Source organism: Enterobacter sp. KB-221C9, from assembly GCF_041320715.1.
GTDB classification, from domain to species: domain Bacteria; phylum Pseudomonadota; class Gammaproteobacteria; order Enterobacterales; family Enterobacteriaceae; genus Enterobacter; species Enterobacter asburiae_D.
Genome location: NZ_JBGIWG010000008.1, coordinates 218299 through 235308, shown reverse-complemented (window position 1 = coordinate 235308; position 17010 = coordinate 218299). Strand labels below are relative to the sequence as shown.

Sequence of the window (17010 nt, the reverse complement as noted above, 5' to 3'; positions counted from 1 at the left end):
TGTTACATTGATCAAACAATCGCCACAAAGGTATTTAAAAGGTATTATTGAGTGGTATGTTAAAGGCGTACCCTCTCTGACATGCAGGATTAAAAAATGAAAACGAAAGTCCAACTGTCATTCATGATGTTCGTTGAATGGTTTATCTGGGGCGCGTGGTTTGTGCCGCTGTGGCTGTGGCTGAGTAAAAGCGGTTTTACCGCCGGGGAAATCGGCTGGTCTTACGCCTGTACCGCCATTGCCGCTATCCTCTCCCCGATTCTGGTCGGCTCGCTGACGGACCGCTTCTTCGCCGCCCAGAAAGTGCTGGCGGTGCTGATGTTCGCCGGTGCGGTTCTGATGTACTTCGCCGCACAGCAAACCCAGTTCAGCACCTTCTTCCCGCTGCTGCTGGTTTACTCCCTGACCTATATGCCGACCATCGCGCTGACCAACAGCATTGCCTTCGCCAACGTGGACGACGTCGAGGCCGATTTCCCGCGCATCCGCGTGATGGGCACCATCGGCTGGATCGCCTCCGGGCTGGCGTGCGGGTTCCTGCCGCAGATGCTGGGCTACAGCGACATTTCCGATACCAATATCCCGCTGCTGATGACGGCAGCCAGCTCCGCCCTGCTCGGCGTCTTTGCGCTGTTCCTGCCGAACACCCCGCCGAAGAGCACCGGCAAGCTGGATATCAAAGTGATGTTGGGGCTGGACGCGCTGATCCTGCTGCGCGACAAAAACTTCCTGGTGTTCTTCTTCTGCTCGTTCCTGTTCGCCATGCCGCTGGCCTTCTATTACATCTTCGCCAACGGCTATCTCACCGAAGTGGGGATGAAAAACGCCACCGGCTGGATGACGCTCGGGCAGTTCTCCGAAATCTTCTTTATGCTGGCGCTGCCGTTCTTTACCAAACGCTTTGGTATTAAGAAGGTCTTACTGCTGGGTCTGATCACTGCCGCCATCCGCTACGGGTTCTTCGTTTACGGCGGAGCGGAACAGTACTTCACCTACGCCCTGCTGTTCCTCGGCATTCTGCTGCACGGCGTGAGCTACGACTTCTACTACGTCACCGCGTACATCTACGTGGATAAAAAAGCGCCGGTGCACATGCGCACCGCCGCGCAGGGCCTGATTACGCTGTGCTGCCAGGGCTTTGGTAGCCTGCTGGGTTACCGCCTGGGCGGCGTGATGATGGAAAAAATGTTCGCATACAAAGAGCCGGTGAATGGGCTGACCTTCAACTGGGCCGGAATGTGGGCGTTTGGTGCAATCATGATTGCCGTGATTGCCGTGCTGTTTATGCTGTTTTTCCGCGAATCGGATAAAGAGATCACCGCAATTGAGGTGGTTGATGGCGATACCGCGCTGACACAAGGGGAAGTTAAATGAAACAAGAACGTGTTCTCGGTGCCCTTTACGGGCAGGCGTTAGGGGATGCGATGGGCATGCCGTCGGAGCTGTGGCCGAGAAAGCGCGTCAAGGCGCACTTCGGTTGGATCGACCGCTTTTTACCCGGCCCGGCAGAGAATAATGCGGCCTGCTATTTCAAACAGGCAGAGTTCACCGACGATACCTCAATGGCGCTGTGCCTGGCGGATGCAATTATCGAGTGTGAGGGAGAAATTAACGCGGACGTTATCGGCAAGCATATTCTGCGCTGGGCGCTCGATTTCGACGCGTTTAATAAGAACGTGCTCGGCCCGACCTCCAAAATCGCGCTTAACGCGATTCGCGACGGGAAACCGGTTAGCGAACTGGACAACAACGGCGTGACCAACGGGGCGGCGATGCGCGCCTCCCCGCTGGGCTGCCTGCTCCCAGCCACGCGTCTGGAATACTTTGTTGAGCAGGTGGCGCTGGCCTCCAGCCCGACCCATAAATCGGATCTCGCCATTGCCGGTGCGGCGGTGATTGCCTGGGCGGTTTCCCGCGCCGTCGACGGCGAAAGCTGGCAGAACATCGTCGATGCCCTGCCGGGTATCGCCCGCTATGCGCAGGAGGCGAAAACCACCACCTTCAGCGCGTCGCTGGCGGCACGTATTGAGCTGGCGCTTAAGACCGTACGGGAAGCCAACGGCATCGACTCCGCCAGCGAGCAGATTTATCAGCTTGTCGGCGCAGGAACCAGCACCATTGAGTCCGTCCCAGCGGCCATCGCGATGGTAGAACTGGCGGGAACCGACCCGAACCGCTGCGCCATTTTATGCGCCAATCTGGGCGGCGATACCGACACCATTGGCGCAATGGCGACGGCCATCTGCGGCGCGCTCCACGGCGTGCAGGCCATTAACCCGGCGCTCAAAGCCGAACTCGACGCCGTCAACCGGCTCGATTTCGGCCACTATTGCGAGAAACTGCTGCACTACCGGGAGCAAAGGGAGGGCCTATGAATTCATTTGCCCAACGCCTCAACACCCTGCACGCCACGCGCCCGGTAACGGTGCTGGGCGCAGCGGTGATTGACGTCATCGCCGACGCCTACGCCCTGCCCTGGCGCGGGTGCGATATCGAGCTCAAACAGCAGGGCGTGAATATTGGCGGCTGCGCGCTGAACATTGCCATCGCCCTGAAGCGTCTCGGCATTACGGCGCAAAACGCCCTGCCCGTCGGTCATGGCGTGTGGGCGGACATCATCCGCAACGCCATGGCGAAGCAGGATCTGCACAGCGCCATCGAGGCCGAAACCGGCGATAACGGCTGGTGCCTGGCGCTCGTGGAGCCAGACGGCGAGCGCACCTTTATGTCCTTTAGCGGCGTGGAGAACCAGTGGCAGCAGCGCTGGCTTGATGTGCTTAACATCCCGTCGAACAGCCTGATCTATTTATCCGGCTATCAGCTGGCCTCGCCGTGCGGCGAGCTGCTGACATGCTGGCTGGAGGGGTTGCAGGAGGTGACGGCCTTTATTGATTTCGGTCCCCGCATCGCGGATATCCCCGACGCGCTGATGGCGCGGATTATGGCCTGCAGGCCGATTGTGTCGCTTAATCGTCAGGAAGCGGAGATCGCAGCCGAACGCCTGGGCGTAGCGGCTGAAAATCTGGGAGCGGAGTGGCAGCTGCGTTTCGGCGCTGCGCTGATTGTGCGGCATGATAAAGACGGCGCCGCGTGGTATGACGGCGAAGCCTCGGGCGTTGTTCCGGCGTTTCCGGCGACGGTTGTGGATACCATTGGCGCTGGCGACAGCCACGCGGGCGGCACGCTTGCCGGGCTGGCGGCGGGATGGTCACTGGCAGACGCCGTTCTGCTGGGGAATGCCGTGGCGTCCTGGGTGGTCAGCCACCGCGGCGGGGATTGCGCCCCGACTCGCGAGGCGCTACTCCTCGCACACAAAGACGTATAGATCGCTGCGACAGTAGCTGATGCTGTACTCAATCGGCCGGTGCTGTTGGTCAAGTGCGACCTGCTTGATCACCAGCACCGGTATTTTTTCGTCCATCTTTATGTGCGCCTGAAACTCGCTGTCCGGCATACGGGCGCTTACCCGTGAACGGGTGCGCTGCGGGAAAATATTCTGACTGCGGAAGTAGTCGTACAGCGAAATGCCAATCGCATCCGCATCGGGAATTAACCCAACCGGTACCCAGGATTCTTCAATCGACACCGCATCGTCATCCACATAGCGAATGCGCTTGAGCAAAAAGACTTCGCTGTCCGGCGAGATCGACAGGTGGTTTGCGACCTCTTCCGGGCACTTCACCACCCGCTTGTTGACCCATAGCGTATTAGGCTTTTGGCCGCGCAGCACCACCTGCTGGGAAAAGCCGCGCGCCTCTTTCAGCGAATATTCGAAGATGTTGTTGATTTGCGTGCCATAGCCACGGGAACGCGTCACCACGCCCTCTTCCTCCAGCGCCTGCATCGCTTTTCGCACGGTGATGCGCGACACCCCGGTTAACTGGCTCAGATCGCGCTCGCCGGGCAAAATATTCCCGTGCTCCAGCACCCCGCTACGCACCGCGTTTTTTACCGTTTCGGCAAATTTCAGGTACAGCGGCGTGTTGTCAGGCGCGGCGATCCGTTCATTCAGTTGGGCGATTAACCGGGTATGCGCTTGTTCCATCTCTGTTTTCTCAGGCGTGGTGTTTCCTGCCAGTATACTGGGTTACCACCATGCATGAAAATGATGAACCGGCCCAATACCGTGACCCACTTCCAGAGTATCGGCTTTTGCCAGCGCCGCGGAGAGCCAGATTTTCGCTTCGCGCACCGTATCGGCCCAGCCGTCATGTCGGGGACGCAGCGCCGCCAGCGCGGCAGAGAGCGTACAGCCCGTACCGTGGGTGTTTTTAGTCTGCACGCGCGGGGCGGTAAAACGTACTTCGCCGTCGCGGGTAAAGAGCCAGTCCGGACTTTCGGCATCATCCAGGTGCCCGCCCTTCATCAGCACCGCGCCGCAGCCCATTGCCAGCAACGCGTTCCCCTGCGCTTTCATCTCGCGTTCAGTTTGCGCATGCGATGTGCCCAGCAGCGCGGCGGCTTCCGGCAGATTGGGCGTAATGAGCGCCACCTGCGGCAGCAGCTTTTTGCGCAGCGTCTCGACGGCGGAGGCGGAGAGCAACGGATCGCCGCTTTTTGCCAGCATGACGGTATCCAGCACCACGTTTTGCACCTGATAGCGCTTAAGCCGCTCGGCCACCGCTTCCACAATGTCCGTCTCGGCCAGCATGCCGATCTTGGTGGTATCAATGCGCACGTCGCTGAACACCGAATCCAGCTGCGCGGCAACAAAATCCGGCTCAATACGGTAAACCGACTGCACGCCGCGCGTGTTTTGCGCCACCAGCGCGGTAATGACCGAGCAGCCGTACGCGCCAAGCGCGGAGAAGGTTTTCAGGTCAGCCTGGATACCCGCGCCGCCGCTGGGATCGGTGCCGGCAATGGTCAGGGCGTTAATCCGCTTCATGCCTGCTCCTCCAGCGTATAGAGCGCATCCAGGAACGCGCTGGCAAAACTGCCTGGCCCACGTGACTGCGCAACGGCCACCGTTCCGGCCCGCTTCATCCATCCGCAGGCGGCAGCGACGTTATCCAGCCGATCGCCCGGCAGCGAGCAGCTCGCCGCCACAACGGCAGAGAGCGCGCATCCGGTTCCCACTACGCGCGTCATCAGCGGATCGCCGCCCATTACCGCACGGGTACGTTGCCCGTCAGTGATGTAATCCACCTCGCCGGTGACGACCACAACGGCATTAGTCTGGCGAGCCAGCGCCTGTGCGGCGGGCACCGCGCTGGCTGCGGTATCGGTCGTATCGACGCCGCGCCCGCCCGCGCTCATTCCGGCAAGGGCAAGGATTTCGGAGGCATTGCCGCGAATGGCGGCCGGTTTCAGGGCAAGGATTTGATGGCAAAAGCGGGTGCGGAACGTCAGTGCGCCCACGGCAACCGGGTCCAGCGTCCAGGGCTTGCCTGCCGCCACCGCGCTTTCTATTGCCCGACGCATCGACTGGGCGCGCGGTGAAGTCAGCGTGCCAACGTTAATCAGCAGCGCATCGGCAATTCCGGCAAACTGTTCGGCCTCTTCGGCCTCAATCACCATCGCGGGGGATGCGCCAAGCGCCAGCAAAACGTTGGCCGTAAAGGTCTGTACGACATCGTTGGTCATACAGTGAGTCAGCGGAGAACGGGTTCGGAAGTGGTGTAAAACGTGTAAATCGAGCAGGTCAGGCTGCATGGGTTCGCTCCTGCCTTGCGTGAAGAAGCGATGACCGGGAAGGCATCTGACTTCCCTACGCTGGCATTATCCAGATCAGGTAATACGGGTATTTCTCAGCCTTCACAAAGAAGGGCACCCCGAGTCAAAGCTATATAAAACAATCATTTATACAGAAACAAATTGTAGGTGTTTAGTGTAACCGGGTGCATGGATCAGGCGCAAGGATTTTCGATTTATCACAGTATTTATCACACCTTGAAGAGTTTAATCACGTAATGGATTCATGCACCATCTGCCCGCTATGAGGCCAACTAAACCCAAGTCTGCCGCAAGAGTTTTAGGCTCTATATGAATTAATATTACAACTTTGTGAAATTTAGTCCCAGAATTGTTATGTGGTTGTTATTTTATAAAAAATAAGAGAAATTTTTCTGATTATTTTAATTCTGTTTCGATTCTTTTATTAAATACTCATACTTCTTTCACTCGAAACAAAAAGTATGTAACTACCCCTACCCCACTCATCAACCATCTACATCTATTTCAACGATTTAACCAACGAACAAGCATTAACCACATCTCTTATAAGTTAATGTATACATTGATAAAATACCTTGCATATCACATCCAACCACTGTTGCAATTCGTGCTTTATGTGATCTGGGTCAACAATTATTTAAGTGCAATACTAGATAGTTATTTCACGAAAACAAAAAAGATTTGAACAAGATTTAACCTCTCAAACTACCGGGTTAATCTGCGCTTCAACAAAACAAAGCAATGCTGCTTTCGTTAAATAGATCAATGTATTTGTGAGAAATTATCAAATGAAATCAATCAATAAATCTCTGGTTGCTGTTGCTGTTTTTGGTGCTTTGTTTGTTGGTGTTATCGGCAATACTCACGCCGTTACCCCTGCTTCTGATGTGCAATTTGCTAATGGTTGGGATCTGGAAACAGTAAACCAGCAACAAAACGCTGTAACTCAAGATCATGAATCACGTATTAGTGAAAACCATTCAGATATTATTAAGCTGAATCAAGAAAACCTGTTGCGTGATGATGCTATCCAAACTGCTGGAGACAAAGCAGATCAGGCGCTCCAACAAACCGCTAAAAATGGTAATGACATTATCAACCTTCAAAACCAGGCTAGCACCTTTGTTACTGCTCCTGAATTGGATCAGGTGAAGCAGGATCAGAAAGTTGTAGATGCAAACCAGAATCTTGACATTATCAATCATGAATCACGCATTCATGCGCTTGAAACAGCGCCAACACCTAAAGACGGGATTAACGGTAAAGATGGCGTAGATGGTAAAGACGGTGCTACAGGTGCAACGGGTGCGCAAGGCTTACAAGGTGTTGCGGGTGTAGCTGGTGCTAACGGCGCTGATGGTAAAGATGGTGCTAATGGGCGTGATGGTGTCGATGGTAAAGACGGGATTAACGGGAAAGATGGCTCTAATGGAGTTACTACCACCGTTAATAAAGTGCAAGTAGATACAGCTACACAAGATAAAGTAGCTGCTAACAGTCAGGCTATCACCGCTACAGCTACTCAATCTGCTAGCGTGGCTCAAGATCTGCAAGATGCTAAGAAGGTGTTTAGCCAACAACAAGCCAATACTAACGCACAATTCAAATCTCTTCGTGATGAAGTAGACGGTAACAAGAAAGAAGCCCGTTCAGGTGCTGCTAGCGCCGTTGCTATTGCTTCTATGCCACAAGTTGAAGCAGGTCAAAAAGTGATGTTCTCCGCTGGCGTAGGTAGCTTTAAAGACGAGCAAGCAATTAGTGTAGGGGCTTCTTTCCATGCTGGAGCGGCTACGGTGAAAGCGGGAGTATCATCAAGCACTAATAACGATTTCGCTATGGGCGCTGGTGTAGGTATCGGCTTTTAATTAAATAACAAAAGAGATAATAAAAAATTAAAAAATCAATATATGCTATGCTGCTTTGTTTATTGTCCACATCCGTTTTAGCTCAAACTTCATGTATGAGAGATCCGGCGGGCAATATCCAACACACTGTTTTTTATAACAATGGTGGAATGGTTCAAAGCACTACAACATAATTACCTAATGGCAATTATCAAACCAATGGCGTTTATGGTGATGGTAGTATGTATAGTGAAATGTGTTATACAACACCTAGCGGATCATTAATCTGTAATTAATACCTTTAATTCTGCTCCCTTCTCAACGGAGGGAGTTTTATTAAGAGTTTTGAAAAGAAGCCAGTTAACCGCAGTTAAAAGCAACAAACTCACCCTATGAATTTTAGTTAACTGGCTATGTTTGATTATACAGATGATAGCAAGTATGGCAAAAGTTATTGTTTTATCTACCGCTCTATACATCACCTTAATCATGATAGGTGTTTGGATCGGTATAATGTATGAATCTTATTATCTATGTGGTCTGAGGTGATTTAATGAAGAAAGTGATGCTAGTTATGATAGGTGTTGCTCTGCTTGCTGGATGTTCCTCACAAGCTGAACGTTTAGCAAAGTGTGAAGCTCAGGGTGTTAGCAGTGATGCTTGCTATGTTGCAGATCAGAACCGCCAATCAGCTATTAATGCCGCTGCTGAGAAACAGGCTCTTGAGAATACTGCTAACGCCGTACAACATGCACAAGCCGCTAAGAAAGAACGTCTTTACGATCTTGAAGGTGTTCAGGTAGCGATTAAAGCTGATGGTAACGTTACAGTTAACCAGCACTTAGCCGCATTAGATGAAAATACCCCGAAAGCTAAAGTTTATTCATCGGGGTTATATACCGTGATTGTGTATTCATCCGGTAGAGTGGCGCTTAACAAAAATGGAGTTTTTCAAGACTACATGAAGAAAGTTAAATAATTCTTCATCTAACAAAATAGATACAATTCCGTGATTAGAAGTCTTTAGTGTATTGCTAAAGCCGCCCTTTAACAGATAGGGCGTTTTTTCAATTATACTTGAAGTGATGAAATGTTTATACCTATGTGATTAATAGTGGTGCTTGTAGTGGTTGCTATAGGTTATGTAGTTGGCGAAAAGCATAAACATAATGAAAACGTTCAACGTGTAGATGCTCATTTAGAACGTTTGAAAAACGAGGCATCCTGGGCTGAAGCTAATCTAGCTAATGATTTATACCGTTTAACCTATCACTTTCTAAAGCACAAAGAAGAGCACGCTAAAGAAGTAATTTATCTTCTTAAACGATATAGAGATCAAACTTCTGTAGATCGTGCTGAATGGTTCCTTTATGAGCCAAACAGATTTTAAGAAGAATTTGATGAATGTATAAATGACATTCATAATATGACAGAATTTGATTTAACTGAAAGCCGTTATAATCAACAAGGGTATTAATGGTTTAAGAATGAAGAACAAAAATATGAAGATCTACAAGAAGAGATTAAACAGTTAGTAAGTGAAATTAAAGATGAACTTTATTGATAAGCAACATTTTATTACTTTGTTAGCTTCTATTGCTGGTTTATTATTTAGCAAATATGTATCACCTGAATTATGGACTTATACTAAGTTGTATTTTATTCAAATTTGGGGAGTTGGAGAGGTAAATAGATTGTACACACTAAGCATGAAAGAAAGATTAAATAATAATAAAGGCGACACCCGTCGCCTTTATTATTCCCGAACCTTACTGGATTTTTCTGATGTAACCCATTTACTCTAATAGCCACGCCCCGGCATCAATGAGCGACGCACTTCCCGTCCAGGCAAACAGCGCCAGCTCGCGAGCCCCTACTTCAGGATAAATGCGGCTGCTGAGGCACGCTTCCCCCTCATTGACAAACACCTCCACCGACGAGTTGTCAAAAAACAGGCGCAGGTTTAGCGTGTCGCTCAGGTTAAGCGCGACGCTTCGGGTCCCACACAAGCCATACTGCGGATAGTGACGCTCCAGCACCAGTCGCTGCATCTGCGCATCAACATAGACGCGTAGCCCGGCGCCAAGACGGATGCCGTATTGTTCCGCAGAGCTGTTGACGCAATCCCACTGCAGAATGACCTCCAGCGCGTCGCAGCTTTCCACCTGAGCGATCTGCTGATTGTTAAGCGTGCTCACCGGCCAGGGGAACCACGCCCTGCGCAGGCTTTCGACTTCTCTGGCCGGGCGCATTTGCAGACGGTTATTCGCACTCAGCGTCAGCTCGCGCGGTAAAGAGAGCATACCCGCCCAGCCATCCTGCTGTTCCGGCAGGGGCGATTCCCACATGTCCAGCCAGCCGAGAACGATGCGGCGGCCGTCGGGAGTCAGGAAGCTTTGTGGCGCGTAGAAATCATGCCCGCGATCCATCTCCACAAATTCCCCTTCACGCACGAAAGGCTGACCGGGCTGCCACTCGCCCAGCAGGTAGCCGCTCTGGAAAAGATTACGATTTTTGAATCCGTTTGCCGCCAACCCCTGTGGCGAAAACATCAGCACGCGTTTACCCTTGAGGGTGAAAAAGTCCGGGCATTCCCACATGTAGCCCATCTCTTTTTCAGCCACCGCAAGCACGCCCATATCCTGCCACGCGTGCAGATCGGCAGAACGGTATACGCGCACCTGGCCCGTCTCACCGTCCCGCGCGCCGACAACCATGTACCAGCTCTCCCCTTCACGCCACACTTTCGGATCGCGGAAGTGATGCAGGCCTGGCGGCGTGTCAACAATCATTCCCTGCCGGGCAAAATGAATACCGTCACGGCTGGTCGCCAGACACTGCACCTGGTAGAGATTAGCCTCATCATCAGGGTCGCCGTGGAATTTATGTCCGGTGTAAATCAGCGCCAGCGTATCGCCATCGACTACCGCCGATCCGGAAAAACAGCCATCCTTGTCTTCTGGCCCTTCCGGCGCCAGTGCAACCGGGAGGTGCTCCCAGTGAACTAAGTCCCTGCTGCGTGCATGGCCCCAGTGCATCGGCCCCCACTGGGTCGAGTATGGATGATGCTGGTAAAACGCGTGATACCAGCCGTCAAACCACACCAAGCCATTCGGGTCGTTCATCCAGCCGGCACGCGCGGCGAGGTGGTAACGCGGATACCAGCGCAGGTTAAGACTGCCTTCTCTGGCCTGCAGTTCCTGTTCAGCTTTGGCAATGGAATATGTCATTTGTCTACTCTTTTCAGTCAGATAGTGGAGGGTTGCGGCATTAACGGGTCAGAAGAGGACTTACCCGAGCGCAACAGGAAGATGGAGATGAGCGTGGTGCTGAAAACTAACAGCCCCATAATGAGATAGGACTGGGCAAAGCCGTATTTCTCATAGCTGTAACCGGCCAGCGGCGACAGAACCGAGGCAATCACCGAGCTTGTACAGGCAAAGCCCACCAGATAGAGGGTGGAAGAGAGCCGCTTATCAAAATGCAGGCTGTTGTATTTAAAGATTGAGACCAGCAAAACGGGCAGCTCTACCGCGTGCAATAGCTTGGTAATGGAGATCAATACCGGCCCCTCAACCAGGCCCGATGCCACCATACGCATCGCCATCACCATTCCCGCGAAAATCAGGCCATTTTTCGCACCGAGGCGATTCACCAGCCACGGGGCACAGAACATACCGGCCGCCTCCAGGAAAACCTGGAAGGAGTTGAGATAGCCATACATGGCGTTCCCTTCCTGTAACGTCGGGAACTGGGAGGAGAAATAGACCGGGAACTGCTGGTCATAAACGCCATAAATACAGGTGCCGATAACGAAAAACACCAGCGCCCAGAACCGCGGCAGCGTCAGCAGCCGCAAGGCATCTTCCAGCGTGACCTTACCGCCGGACACCGCTTCCTGCATGGCGTGCGGGGCGGAAGAGACCTTGAGACGCGCCAGCAAAACAAAAAACACCAGCCCTGCGCAGCTTGCGACTGCGAAGTTGAGTTTCGGGTTAATGTTAAACAGGAGTCCGGCGAAAAAGGTTGCCACCGCCCAGCCAAGCGATCCCCACATCCTCGCCTTGCCGAACTCAAACTGGCTCTGGCGGGCCACGCGCTCGGTATAGGACTCGAGCACTCCTATCCCGCCGTTAAAGGTCAGGCCAATAAAAATCCCGCCGAAAATGCTGCCGAGCAACACGTTAATCTGCAGCAGATAGCCAAACAGCAAAAAGGCAGGACCAGAGAGAACGAGCAGGCTGGTCAGAAACCAGAGCAGGTTTTTGCGCAGGCCGAGTTTATCCTGAATAAATCCATAGCAGATTTGAGCAAAAAGCGCGGAGACGGAAAGCACGGCATAGATAACGCCGGTATCCCCCGCTTTTAAGCCCACCTCCTGATGAAGCCAGATCGAGAGTAACGAGCCGGAAGATGACCAGGTGACAAAAAAGAAAAACAGTAATGCGCTCAGTAAAGGGTAGCTGTGAGAGCGATGCGTTTTCATCATGACATTCTCATGTTGGAGTAATGACGCAATGGTAACGTTAACATTGCTTCTTTCTCATGCTGTTTGGCTAAAATTTAAGATGTTAATCACGAAAGTTAACGTTAACATTGAGAAAGTGAGATCGCGATCAAATATTCATCACTGAGGTCAGCTTGACCTAATCCGGGCATCAGCCTTCCTTTTACATCAGCGACTTAGTTGTATACCCTCTCATACTGAGCATTAACGGAGTAACAAAATGGCTTCCCTGAAGGACGTCGCAAAACTGGCTAACGTATCGCTGATGACGGTTTCCCGCGCGCTTAACAGCCCGGAGCGCCTTAAACCGGAAACGCTGGCGCGCGTTCAGCTGGCTATCGAGCAGACCAGCTACGTTCCTGACCTGTCCGCCAAGAAAATACGCGGCGCGCATGCCTCGCCGAAAACCATAGGCGTACTGGCGCTCGATACGGTGACGACACCTTTCTCGGTGGACATCACGCTGTCTATTGAAGAGACGGCTAGAATGCACGGCTGGAACAGCTTCGTGATGAATATGTTTACCGATGACAACCCGGACGCCATTGTCGACCTTCTCCTCTCTCATCGGCCTGACGGAATTATCTACACCACCATGGGGTTACGTCAGGTGCCTCTCCCGGCCAAACTCCTCACCCTTCCCTGCGTGCTGGCCAACTGCGAAAGTGACGGTGAAAAGGTCGCCAGCTATATTCCCGATGATGAACAGGGGCAATATACCGCCGTGCGGGCGTTACTCGCACAGGGGTATCGACGAGCTCTCTGCCTGCATTTACCTGCGGGACACCTGGCCACAACCCGACGCCGTCAGGGGCTGGAACGCGCATGCCGTGAAGCGGGGCTCGACCCGCACAGCCTGGCGCACAGCTATATGGCGTTAGGGGACGAGCACTATCGTGATATCCCGTCAGTGCTGCTGGCGCACATGCAGGATGGTATTCCCCAGTTCGACTCCGTCATCTGCGGCAATGACCGTATTGCGTTTATGGTGTACCAGACGCTGCTGGCGCAAGGGCTTCGCATACCGGAGGATGTCGCGGTTATCGGCTATGACAATATGGTGGGTATTGGGGAGTTGTTCCTGCCTCCCCTCACTACGGTTCAACTGCCGCACTATGAAATTGGTCGCCTGAGCGCCTTGCATATAATTAACGGTGAAGAGCATCAGAACACCACGCGCGTTGAAAGCCCTTTTTTAATGCGTGATTCCATTGTGCATGCATCATGAGCACCGCTTTTTGCGCATGACAAAGGAATAGAGAGAGCCAGCCTCCTTTTTGCCATTCGATGGCACGTTTTGTCACACTCTTTTCTGCGACTTTACATACCGAACAAATAGCCTGTAACAGGCTGTTTTTATTTGGCATAAAACGCAATTTTCATTTTAAAAATGGGGATATTTTCTCCCCATAGCCCCGTGTCACAAAACAGTAAACAAATTAACCATTGAGCCCCGTGGCAAAAGGCTCTATATTGGCGGCGTTTTTTTCAGGCCCCCATCTGTTTTTTAACTTTTTATTCAATCGTGGCTCATAACGAAGCGGCGGTTGTAGGAGTGATATGATGACGGATAAAGTCCGTATTGACACCGTAGATGCCCACAAAAGCAACGAAACCTATCTGGCCCGTCAGGCCGAGTTTGAATCTAACGTCAGGAGTTATCCGCGCAAACTGCCTTTAGCCATCACTAAAGCAGAAGGCGTGTGGATCACCGATGCAGACAATAAAGAATACCTTGACTGTTTAGCAGGCGCAGGGACCCTTGCGCTTGGCCATAACCATCCTGATGTGCTGAAAAGCATCCAAAATGTCATTACCAGCGGCTTGCCGTTACATACTCTGGATCTGACTACGCCTCTGAAAGACGCGTTTTCCGAATACTTGCTCTCTCTGCTGCCTGGTCAGGGCAAAGAGTACTGCCTGCAGTTCACCGGTCCATCCGGTGCTGACGCCGTTGAAGCGGCGCTGAAGCTGGCGAAAAAAGTGACCGGTCGTAGCGGTATCATCAGCTTCTCTGGTGGTTACCACGGTATGACCCACGGCGCACTGTCCGTGACCGGCAACCTGTCTCCGAAAGAAGCGGTTGACGGTATGATGCCAGAAGTGCAGTTCATGCCTTACCCGCACGAGTACCGTTGCCCGCTGGGTATCGGTGGTGAAGCGGGCGTGAAAGCGCTGACTTACTACTTCGATAACCTGATCAACGACGTTGAAAGCGGCGTGCGTAAACCTGCTGCGGTGATTCTGGAAGCGGTTCAGGGCGAAGGCGGCGTGAATCCGGCTCCGGCTGAGTGGCTGCAGCGCATCCGTAAAGTGACTCAGGAACACGGCATTCTGCTGATCCTGGACGAAGTTCAGGCTGGCTTTGCCCGTACCGGTAAATTCTTCGCCTTCGAACACGCTGGTATTGAGCCAGACATCATCGTGATGTCTAAAGCAGTGGGCGGCGGTCTGCCGCTGGCCGTGCTCGGTATCAAAAAGCAGTTCGATGCATGGGCGCCAGGTCACCACACCGGCACCTTCCGCGGCAACCAGCTGGCGATGGCAACCGGTCTGACGACGCTGAAAATCCTGAAAGACCAGAACATCGCAGGAAAAGTGGCAGCTCAAGGCGAATGGCTGAAAGGCCAGCTCAAAGAGATGGCGAAACGTTATCCAGTTATCGGCCACGTGCGCGGTCTGGGCATGATGATCGGTATTGAGATCGTTAAGCCACACGAAGCCGCTGACCACATGGGCTGCTTCCCGGGCGACGGCGAGCTGTCTGCACTGATTCAGAAGAAGTGCTTCGAAGCCGGTCTGATTCTGGAGCGCGGTGGCCGTAACGGTATCGTTCTGCGTCTGCTGCCGTCTCTGCTGATCAGCGACGAAGAGCTGAAAATCTTCCTGGATAAATTTGAGCAGGCGCTGCTTGCTGCGGGCGTTCGCCCGGCGTAACCGGAGTTATTGATTACGATGTCTGATTCAAACCCAATTTTGTTCTCCTCTGCGCAGAGCATTGAAGCTTACCAGCAGGCGATTGAGCAAAGCACTCAGGCTGTGATGCAGTGGCTGAAACAGCCTGAGATGTACCAGGGCAAAACGGTCGCGGAACTGCGCGACCGTATTAAGCTGGATTTCAACCCGAAAGGGCTGGGCAACGAAGCGGCGATTGAACGCGCCGTGGAGTTCTTCCTGAAAGACAGCTTGTCCGTTCATCACCCACAGTGTGTGGCGCACCTGCACTGCCCAAGCCTGGTGGTAAGCCAGGCGGCGGAAGTGCTGATTAACGCCACTAACCAGAGTATGGACTCCTGGGATCAAAGCCCGTCCGCAACCATCATCGAGATCAAACTGATTGAGTGGCTGCGTACCCGCGTGGGTTATCAGGCCGGCGACGCAGGTGTCTTCACCAGCGGCGGTACTCAGAGCAACCTGATGGGCCTGATGCTGGCTCGCGATGCGTTCTTCGCGCGTCAGGGTCACTCCGTTCAGCAGGACGGTCTGGTGGGCGATCTGCGTAAGATCCGCGTACTGTGCTCCGAAAACGCCCACTTCTCCGTGCAGAAAAACATGGCGCTGATGGGTCTGGGCTACCAGTCCGTGGTGCAGGTGAAAACGGACGAATTCTCCCGCATGGATCTCACCGATCTGGCGGCGAAAATTGAGCAGTGCAATGCGAACGGCGAGCAGATTCTGGCGATCGTCGCGACGGCAGGTACCACCGATGCCGGTGCTATCGACCCGCTGCGTGCCATTGCAGAGCTGGCCGCGAAGCAGAACATCTGGGTACACGTTGATGCGGCCTGGGGCGGCGCGCTGCTGATGTCTGAGCAGTATCGTCACTACCTGGACGGCATCGAGCTGGTGGATTCCGTCACCCTGGACTTCCACAAGCAGTTCTTCCAGACCATCAGCTGCGGCGCGTTCCTGCTGAAAGAAGCGCGCCACTATGAGCTGATGCGCTATCAGGCGGCCTATCTGAACTCTGAGTTCGACGAAGAAGCGGGCGTGCCTAACCTGGTGTCCAAATCTCTGCAGACCACCCGTCGTTTCGACGCGCTGAAGCTGTGGATGAGCCTGGAAGCGCTGGGTCAGGAGCAGTACGCGGCAATCATCGATCACGGCGTGACGCTAGCGCAGCAGGTTGCGGCCTACGTGAAAGAGCAGCCTGCTCTGGAACTGGTTATGCAGCCACAGCTGGCAAGCGTTCTGTTCCGCTTCCGTGGTCAGGTCCAGATGGACGACGCGGGCATTGCCCTTCTGAACCAGAAAATTGGTGATGCGCTGCTGGAATCCGGCCGTGCGAACGTCGGCGTGACCGAGCATAACGGCGTCACCTGCCTGAAGCTGACGCTGCTGAACCCAACCGTGACGCTGGAGGATATTAAAATCCTGCTGTCGCTGGTTGAGCGCACCGCGCAGGAAGTTCTGGCTAAGTAATACAAAACCCCTCTTCCGCCGGAAGAGGGGTTTATCTTTATACGCCTGCCCACCACATCCTGATTTTTAATCCCCAGTAGCTCGTCCAGCCCGTCGTGGTACTGACCACCTTTCCCTTCGACACAACCACAAGCGTTGGCGTGACGCTCACCTGCCACTGTTGCGACAAGTCACCGTTTGCATCGTTAATCACTGGCATACTCAGCTTTTTCTTTTCAACCCAGCGCGCAAGCTTTGCGTTATCTCCGGAACGCATGGCAATACTCACCACGTTTCCACCCTCTTCTGCCAGCTGATTAACCGAAGGCGTCGTATAACGGCATATGCTGCACCAGGTGGCCCAGACGTATATCAGCAGCGGGCGCTCCTGGCTGAGCGCCGCGATATCGTGAATAGTGCCGTCGATGCTCTGCATCGGTGTTGCAATAAAGCTGGCGGGGAGTTGCGGTTTTCGGTACTGATCAACACCCCACACCACGGCCAGCGTCAGCAGAATGAGTATGATCCCTTCCCTCGCCCAGCGACGCAGTCGACTGATTTTGCGGTTATCCATTGTGACCT

Annotated in this window: 16 protein-coding genes and 1 riboswitch; of the genes, 10 read left to right on the top strand and 6 right to left on the bottom strand. The window is 53.3% G+C overall.

Annotation, left to right across the window (positions count from 1 at the left end; genetic code table 11):
* The first annotated feature begins 96 nt into the window (after window positions 1–96).
* From AB8846_RS14375 to AB8846_RS14365, 3 genes are read left to right on the top strand one after another with little or no spacing between them, the layout of a single operon-like run.
* On the top strand, window positions 97–1374 hold the full coding sequence (locus AB8846_RS14375; RefSeq protein ID WP_063144553.1) for a nucleoside permease: 1278 nt from the start codon (window positions 97–99) through the stop codon (window positions 1372–1374).
* Window positions 1371–2375, top strand: coding sequence for an ADP-ribosylglycohydrolase family protein (locus tag AB8846_RS14370; protein ID WP_370732991.1), 1005 nt, complete (start codon window positions 1371–1373; stop codon window positions 2373–2375). The genes AB8846_RS14375 and AB8846_RS14370 overlap by 4 nt, the downstream gene beginning before the upstream one ends.
* Entirely contained in the window at window positions 2372–3325 is a 954-nt protein-coding gene (locus tag AB8846_RS14365; RefSeq protein WP_370732990.1) for a PfkB family carbohydrate kinase, read from the top strand. The genes AB8846_RS14370 and AB8846_RS14365 overlap by 4 nt, the downstream gene beginning before the upstream one ends.
* On the opposite strand, the gene AB8846_RS14360 is transcribed toward AB8846_RS14365, so the two are convergent.
* Genes AB8846_RS14360 through thiM form a run of 3 tightly spaced genes read right to left on the bottom strand, consistent with a single transcriptional unit; the run spans window position 3299 to window position 5655 of the window.
* Window positions 3299–4045, bottom strand: coding sequence for a GntR family transcriptional regulator (locus AB8846_RS14360; protein WP_331411912.1), 747 nt, complete (start codon window positions 4043–4045; stop codon window positions 3299–3301). The two genes, AB8846_RS14365 and AB8846_RS14360, sit on opposite strands and share 27 nt — an antisense overlap.
* Before the next feature lie 42 nt (window positions 4046–4087).
* A complete protein-coding gene (gene thiD / locus AB8846_RS14355) occupies window positions 4088–4888 on the bottom strand; it encodes a bifunctional hydroxymethylpyrimidine kinase/phosphomethylpyrimidine kinase (protein WP_063144556.1) in 801 nt (266 codons plus the stop codon).
* Window positions 4885–5655 carry a hydroxyethylthiazole kinase gene (gene thiM, locus AB8846_RS14350; RefSeq protein WP_370732989.1) on the bottom strand — a complete coding sequence of 257 codons (771 nt, stop codon included), beginning with the start codon at window positions 5653–5655 and terminating at the stop codon, window positions 4885–4887. Before thiM ends, thiD begins: the two co-directional genes overlap by 4 nt.
* A 35-nt stretch (window positions 5656–5690) precedes the next feature.
* Window positions 5691–5787, bottom strand: a riboswitch (TPP riboswitch).
* Window positions 5788–6464: 677 nt separating this feature from the next.
* On the opposite strand from thiM, the gene AB8846_RS14345 reads away from it, so the two are divergent.
* The 4 genes from AB8846_RS14345 to AB8846_RS14330 all read left to right on the top strand — a co-directional run bounded on the left by AB8846_RS14345 (window position 6465) and on the right by AB8846_RS14330 (window position 9325).
* Window positions 6465–7541, top strand: a complete 1077-nt coding sequence (locus tag AB8846_RS14345) for a YadA-like family protein (RefSeq protein WP_370732988.1) — start codon at window positions 6465–6467, stop codon at window positions 7539–7541.
* Between the two features lie 532 nt (window positions 7542–8073).
* Complete coding sequence (locus tag AB8846_RS14340; RefSeq protein ID WP_370732987.1) at window positions 8074–8499, top strand: hypothetical protein; 426 nt, start codon at window positions 8074–8076, stop codon at window positions 8497–8499.
* A gap of 147 nt (window positions 8500–8646) precedes the next feature.
* Complete coding sequence (locus AB8846_RS14335) at window positions 8647–8910, top strand: hypothetical protein (RefSeq protein ID WP_370732986.1); 264 nt, start codon at window positions 8647–8649, stop codon at window positions 8908–8910.
* A 160-nt stretch (window positions 8911–9070) separates the two neighbouring features.
* Entirely contained in the window at window positions 9071–9325 is a 255-nt protein-coding gene (locus AB8846_RS14330) for a hypothetical protein (RefSeq protein WP_370732985.1), read from the top strand.
* Here AB8846_RS14330 and AB8846_RS14325 read toward each other — a convergent pair.
* Together AB8846_RS14325 and AB8846_RS14320 are read right to left on the bottom strand one after the other, a co-directional pair.
* Window positions 9317–10750, bottom strand: a complete 1434-nt coding sequence (locus tag AB8846_RS14325) for a glycoside hydrolase family 32 protein (RefSeq protein WP_370732984.1) — start codon at window positions 10748–10750, stop codon at window positions 9317–9319. The genes AB8846_RS14330 and AB8846_RS14325 overlap by 9 nt on opposite strands.
* Window positions 10751–10767: 17 nt before the next feature.
* Entirely contained in the window at window positions 10768–12009 is a 1242-nt protein-coding gene (locus tag AB8846_RS14320; protein WP_370732983.1) for an MFS transporter, read from the bottom strand.
* 238 nt (window positions 12010–12247) lie between these two features.
* On the opposite strand from AB8846_RS14320, the gene AB8846_RS14315 reads away from it, so the two are divergent.
* The 3 genes from AB8846_RS14315 (at window position 12248) to AB8846_RS14305 (ending at window position 16449) form a co-directional block, all read left to right on the top strand.
* Window positions 12248–13255 (top strand): LacI family DNA-binding transcriptional regulator, encoded by a 1008-nt coding sequence (locus tag AB8846_RS14315; RefSeq protein ID WP_370732982.1) that lies wholly within the window; start codon window positions 12248–12250, stop codon window positions 13253–13255.
* A gap of 332 nt (window positions 13256–13587) precedes the next feature.
* Window positions 13588–14964 (top strand): diaminobutyrate--2-oxoglutarate transaminase, encoded by a 1377-nt coding sequence (locus tag AB8846_RS14310; protein WP_014884533.1) that lies wholly within the window; start codon window positions 13588–13590, stop codon window positions 14962–14964.
* An 18-nt stretch (window positions 14965–14982) separates the two neighbouring features.
* The gene (locus tag AB8846_RS14305; RefSeq protein WP_023312433.1) at window positions 14983–16449 is read left to right on the top strand and encodes an aspartate aminotransferase family protein; all 1467 of its coding nucleotides are present in this window, start codon (window positions 14983–14985) and stop codon (window positions 16447–16449) included.
* Window positions 16450–16486: 37 nt separating this feature from the next.
* On the opposite strand, the gene AB8846_RS14300 is transcribed toward AB8846_RS14305, so the two are convergent.
* Window positions 16487–17002 carry a protein disulfide oxidoreductase gene (locus AB8846_RS14300; RefSeq protein ID WP_370732981.1) on the bottom strand — a complete coding sequence of 172 codons (516 nt, stop codon included), beginning with the start codon at window positions 17000–17002 and terminating at the stop codon, window positions 16487–16489.
* Window positions 17003–17010 lie beyond the last annotated feature (8 nt).

Coding starts and splice junctions, on each gene's coding strand:
- AB8846_RS14330 (WP_370732985.1), top strand. CDS start 9,071: ATGAACTTTATTGATAAGCAACATTTTATTACTTTGTTAGCTTCTATT.
- AB8846_RS14360 (WP_331411912.1), bottom strand. CDS start 4,045: ATGGAACAAGCGCATACCCGGTTAATCGCCCAACTGAATGAACGGATC.
- AB8846_RS14320 (WP_370732983.1), bottom strand. CDS start 12,009: ATGATGAAAACGCATCGCTCTCACAGCTACCCTTTACTGAGCGCATTA.
- AB8846_RS14315 (WP_370732982.1), top strand. CDS start 12,248: ATGGCTTCCCTGAAGGACGTCGCAAAACTGGCTAACGTATCGCTGATG.
- AB8846_RS14325 (WP_370732984.1), bottom strand. CDS start 10,750: ATGACATATTCCATTGCCAAAGCTGAACAGGAACTGCAGGCCAGAGAA.
- AB8846_RS14345 (WP_370732988.1), top strand. CDS start 6,465: ATGAAATCAATCAATAAATCTCTGGTTGCTGTTGCTGTTTTTGGTGCT.
- thiM (WP_370732989.1), bottom strand. CDS start 5,655: ATGCAGCCTGACCTGCTCGATTTACACGTTTTACACCACTTCCGAACC.
- AB8846_RS14365 (WP_370732990.1), top strand. CDS start 2,372: ATGAATTCATTTGCCCAACGCCTCAACACCCTGCACGCCACGCGCCCG.
- AB8846_RS14375 (WP_063144553.1), top strand. CDS start 97: ATGAAAACGAAAGTCCAACTGTCATTCATGATGTTCGTTGAATGGTTT.
- AB8846_RS14305 (WP_023312433.1), top strand. CDS start 14,983: ATGTCTGATTCAAACCCAATTTTGTTCTCCTCTGCGCAGAGCATTGAA.
- AB8846_RS14300 (WP_370732981.1), bottom strand. CDS start 17,002: ATGGATAACCGCAAAATCAGTCGACTGCGTCGCTGGGCGAGGGAAGGG.
- thiD (WP_063144556.1), bottom strand. CDS start 4,888: ATGAAGCGGATTAACGCCCTGACCATTGCCGGCACCGATCCCAGCGGC.
- AB8846_RS14340 (WP_370732987.1), top strand. CDS start 8,074: ATGAAGAAAGTGATGCTAGTTATGATAGGTGTTGCTCTGCTTGCTGGA.
- AB8846_RS14370 (WP_370732991.1), top strand. CDS start 1,371: ATGAAACAAGAACGTGTTCTCGGTGCCCTTTACGGGCAGGCGTTAGGG.
- AB8846_RS14310 (WP_014884533.1), top strand. CDS start 13,588: ATGATGACGGATAAAGTCCGTATTGACACCGTAGATGCCCACAAAAGC.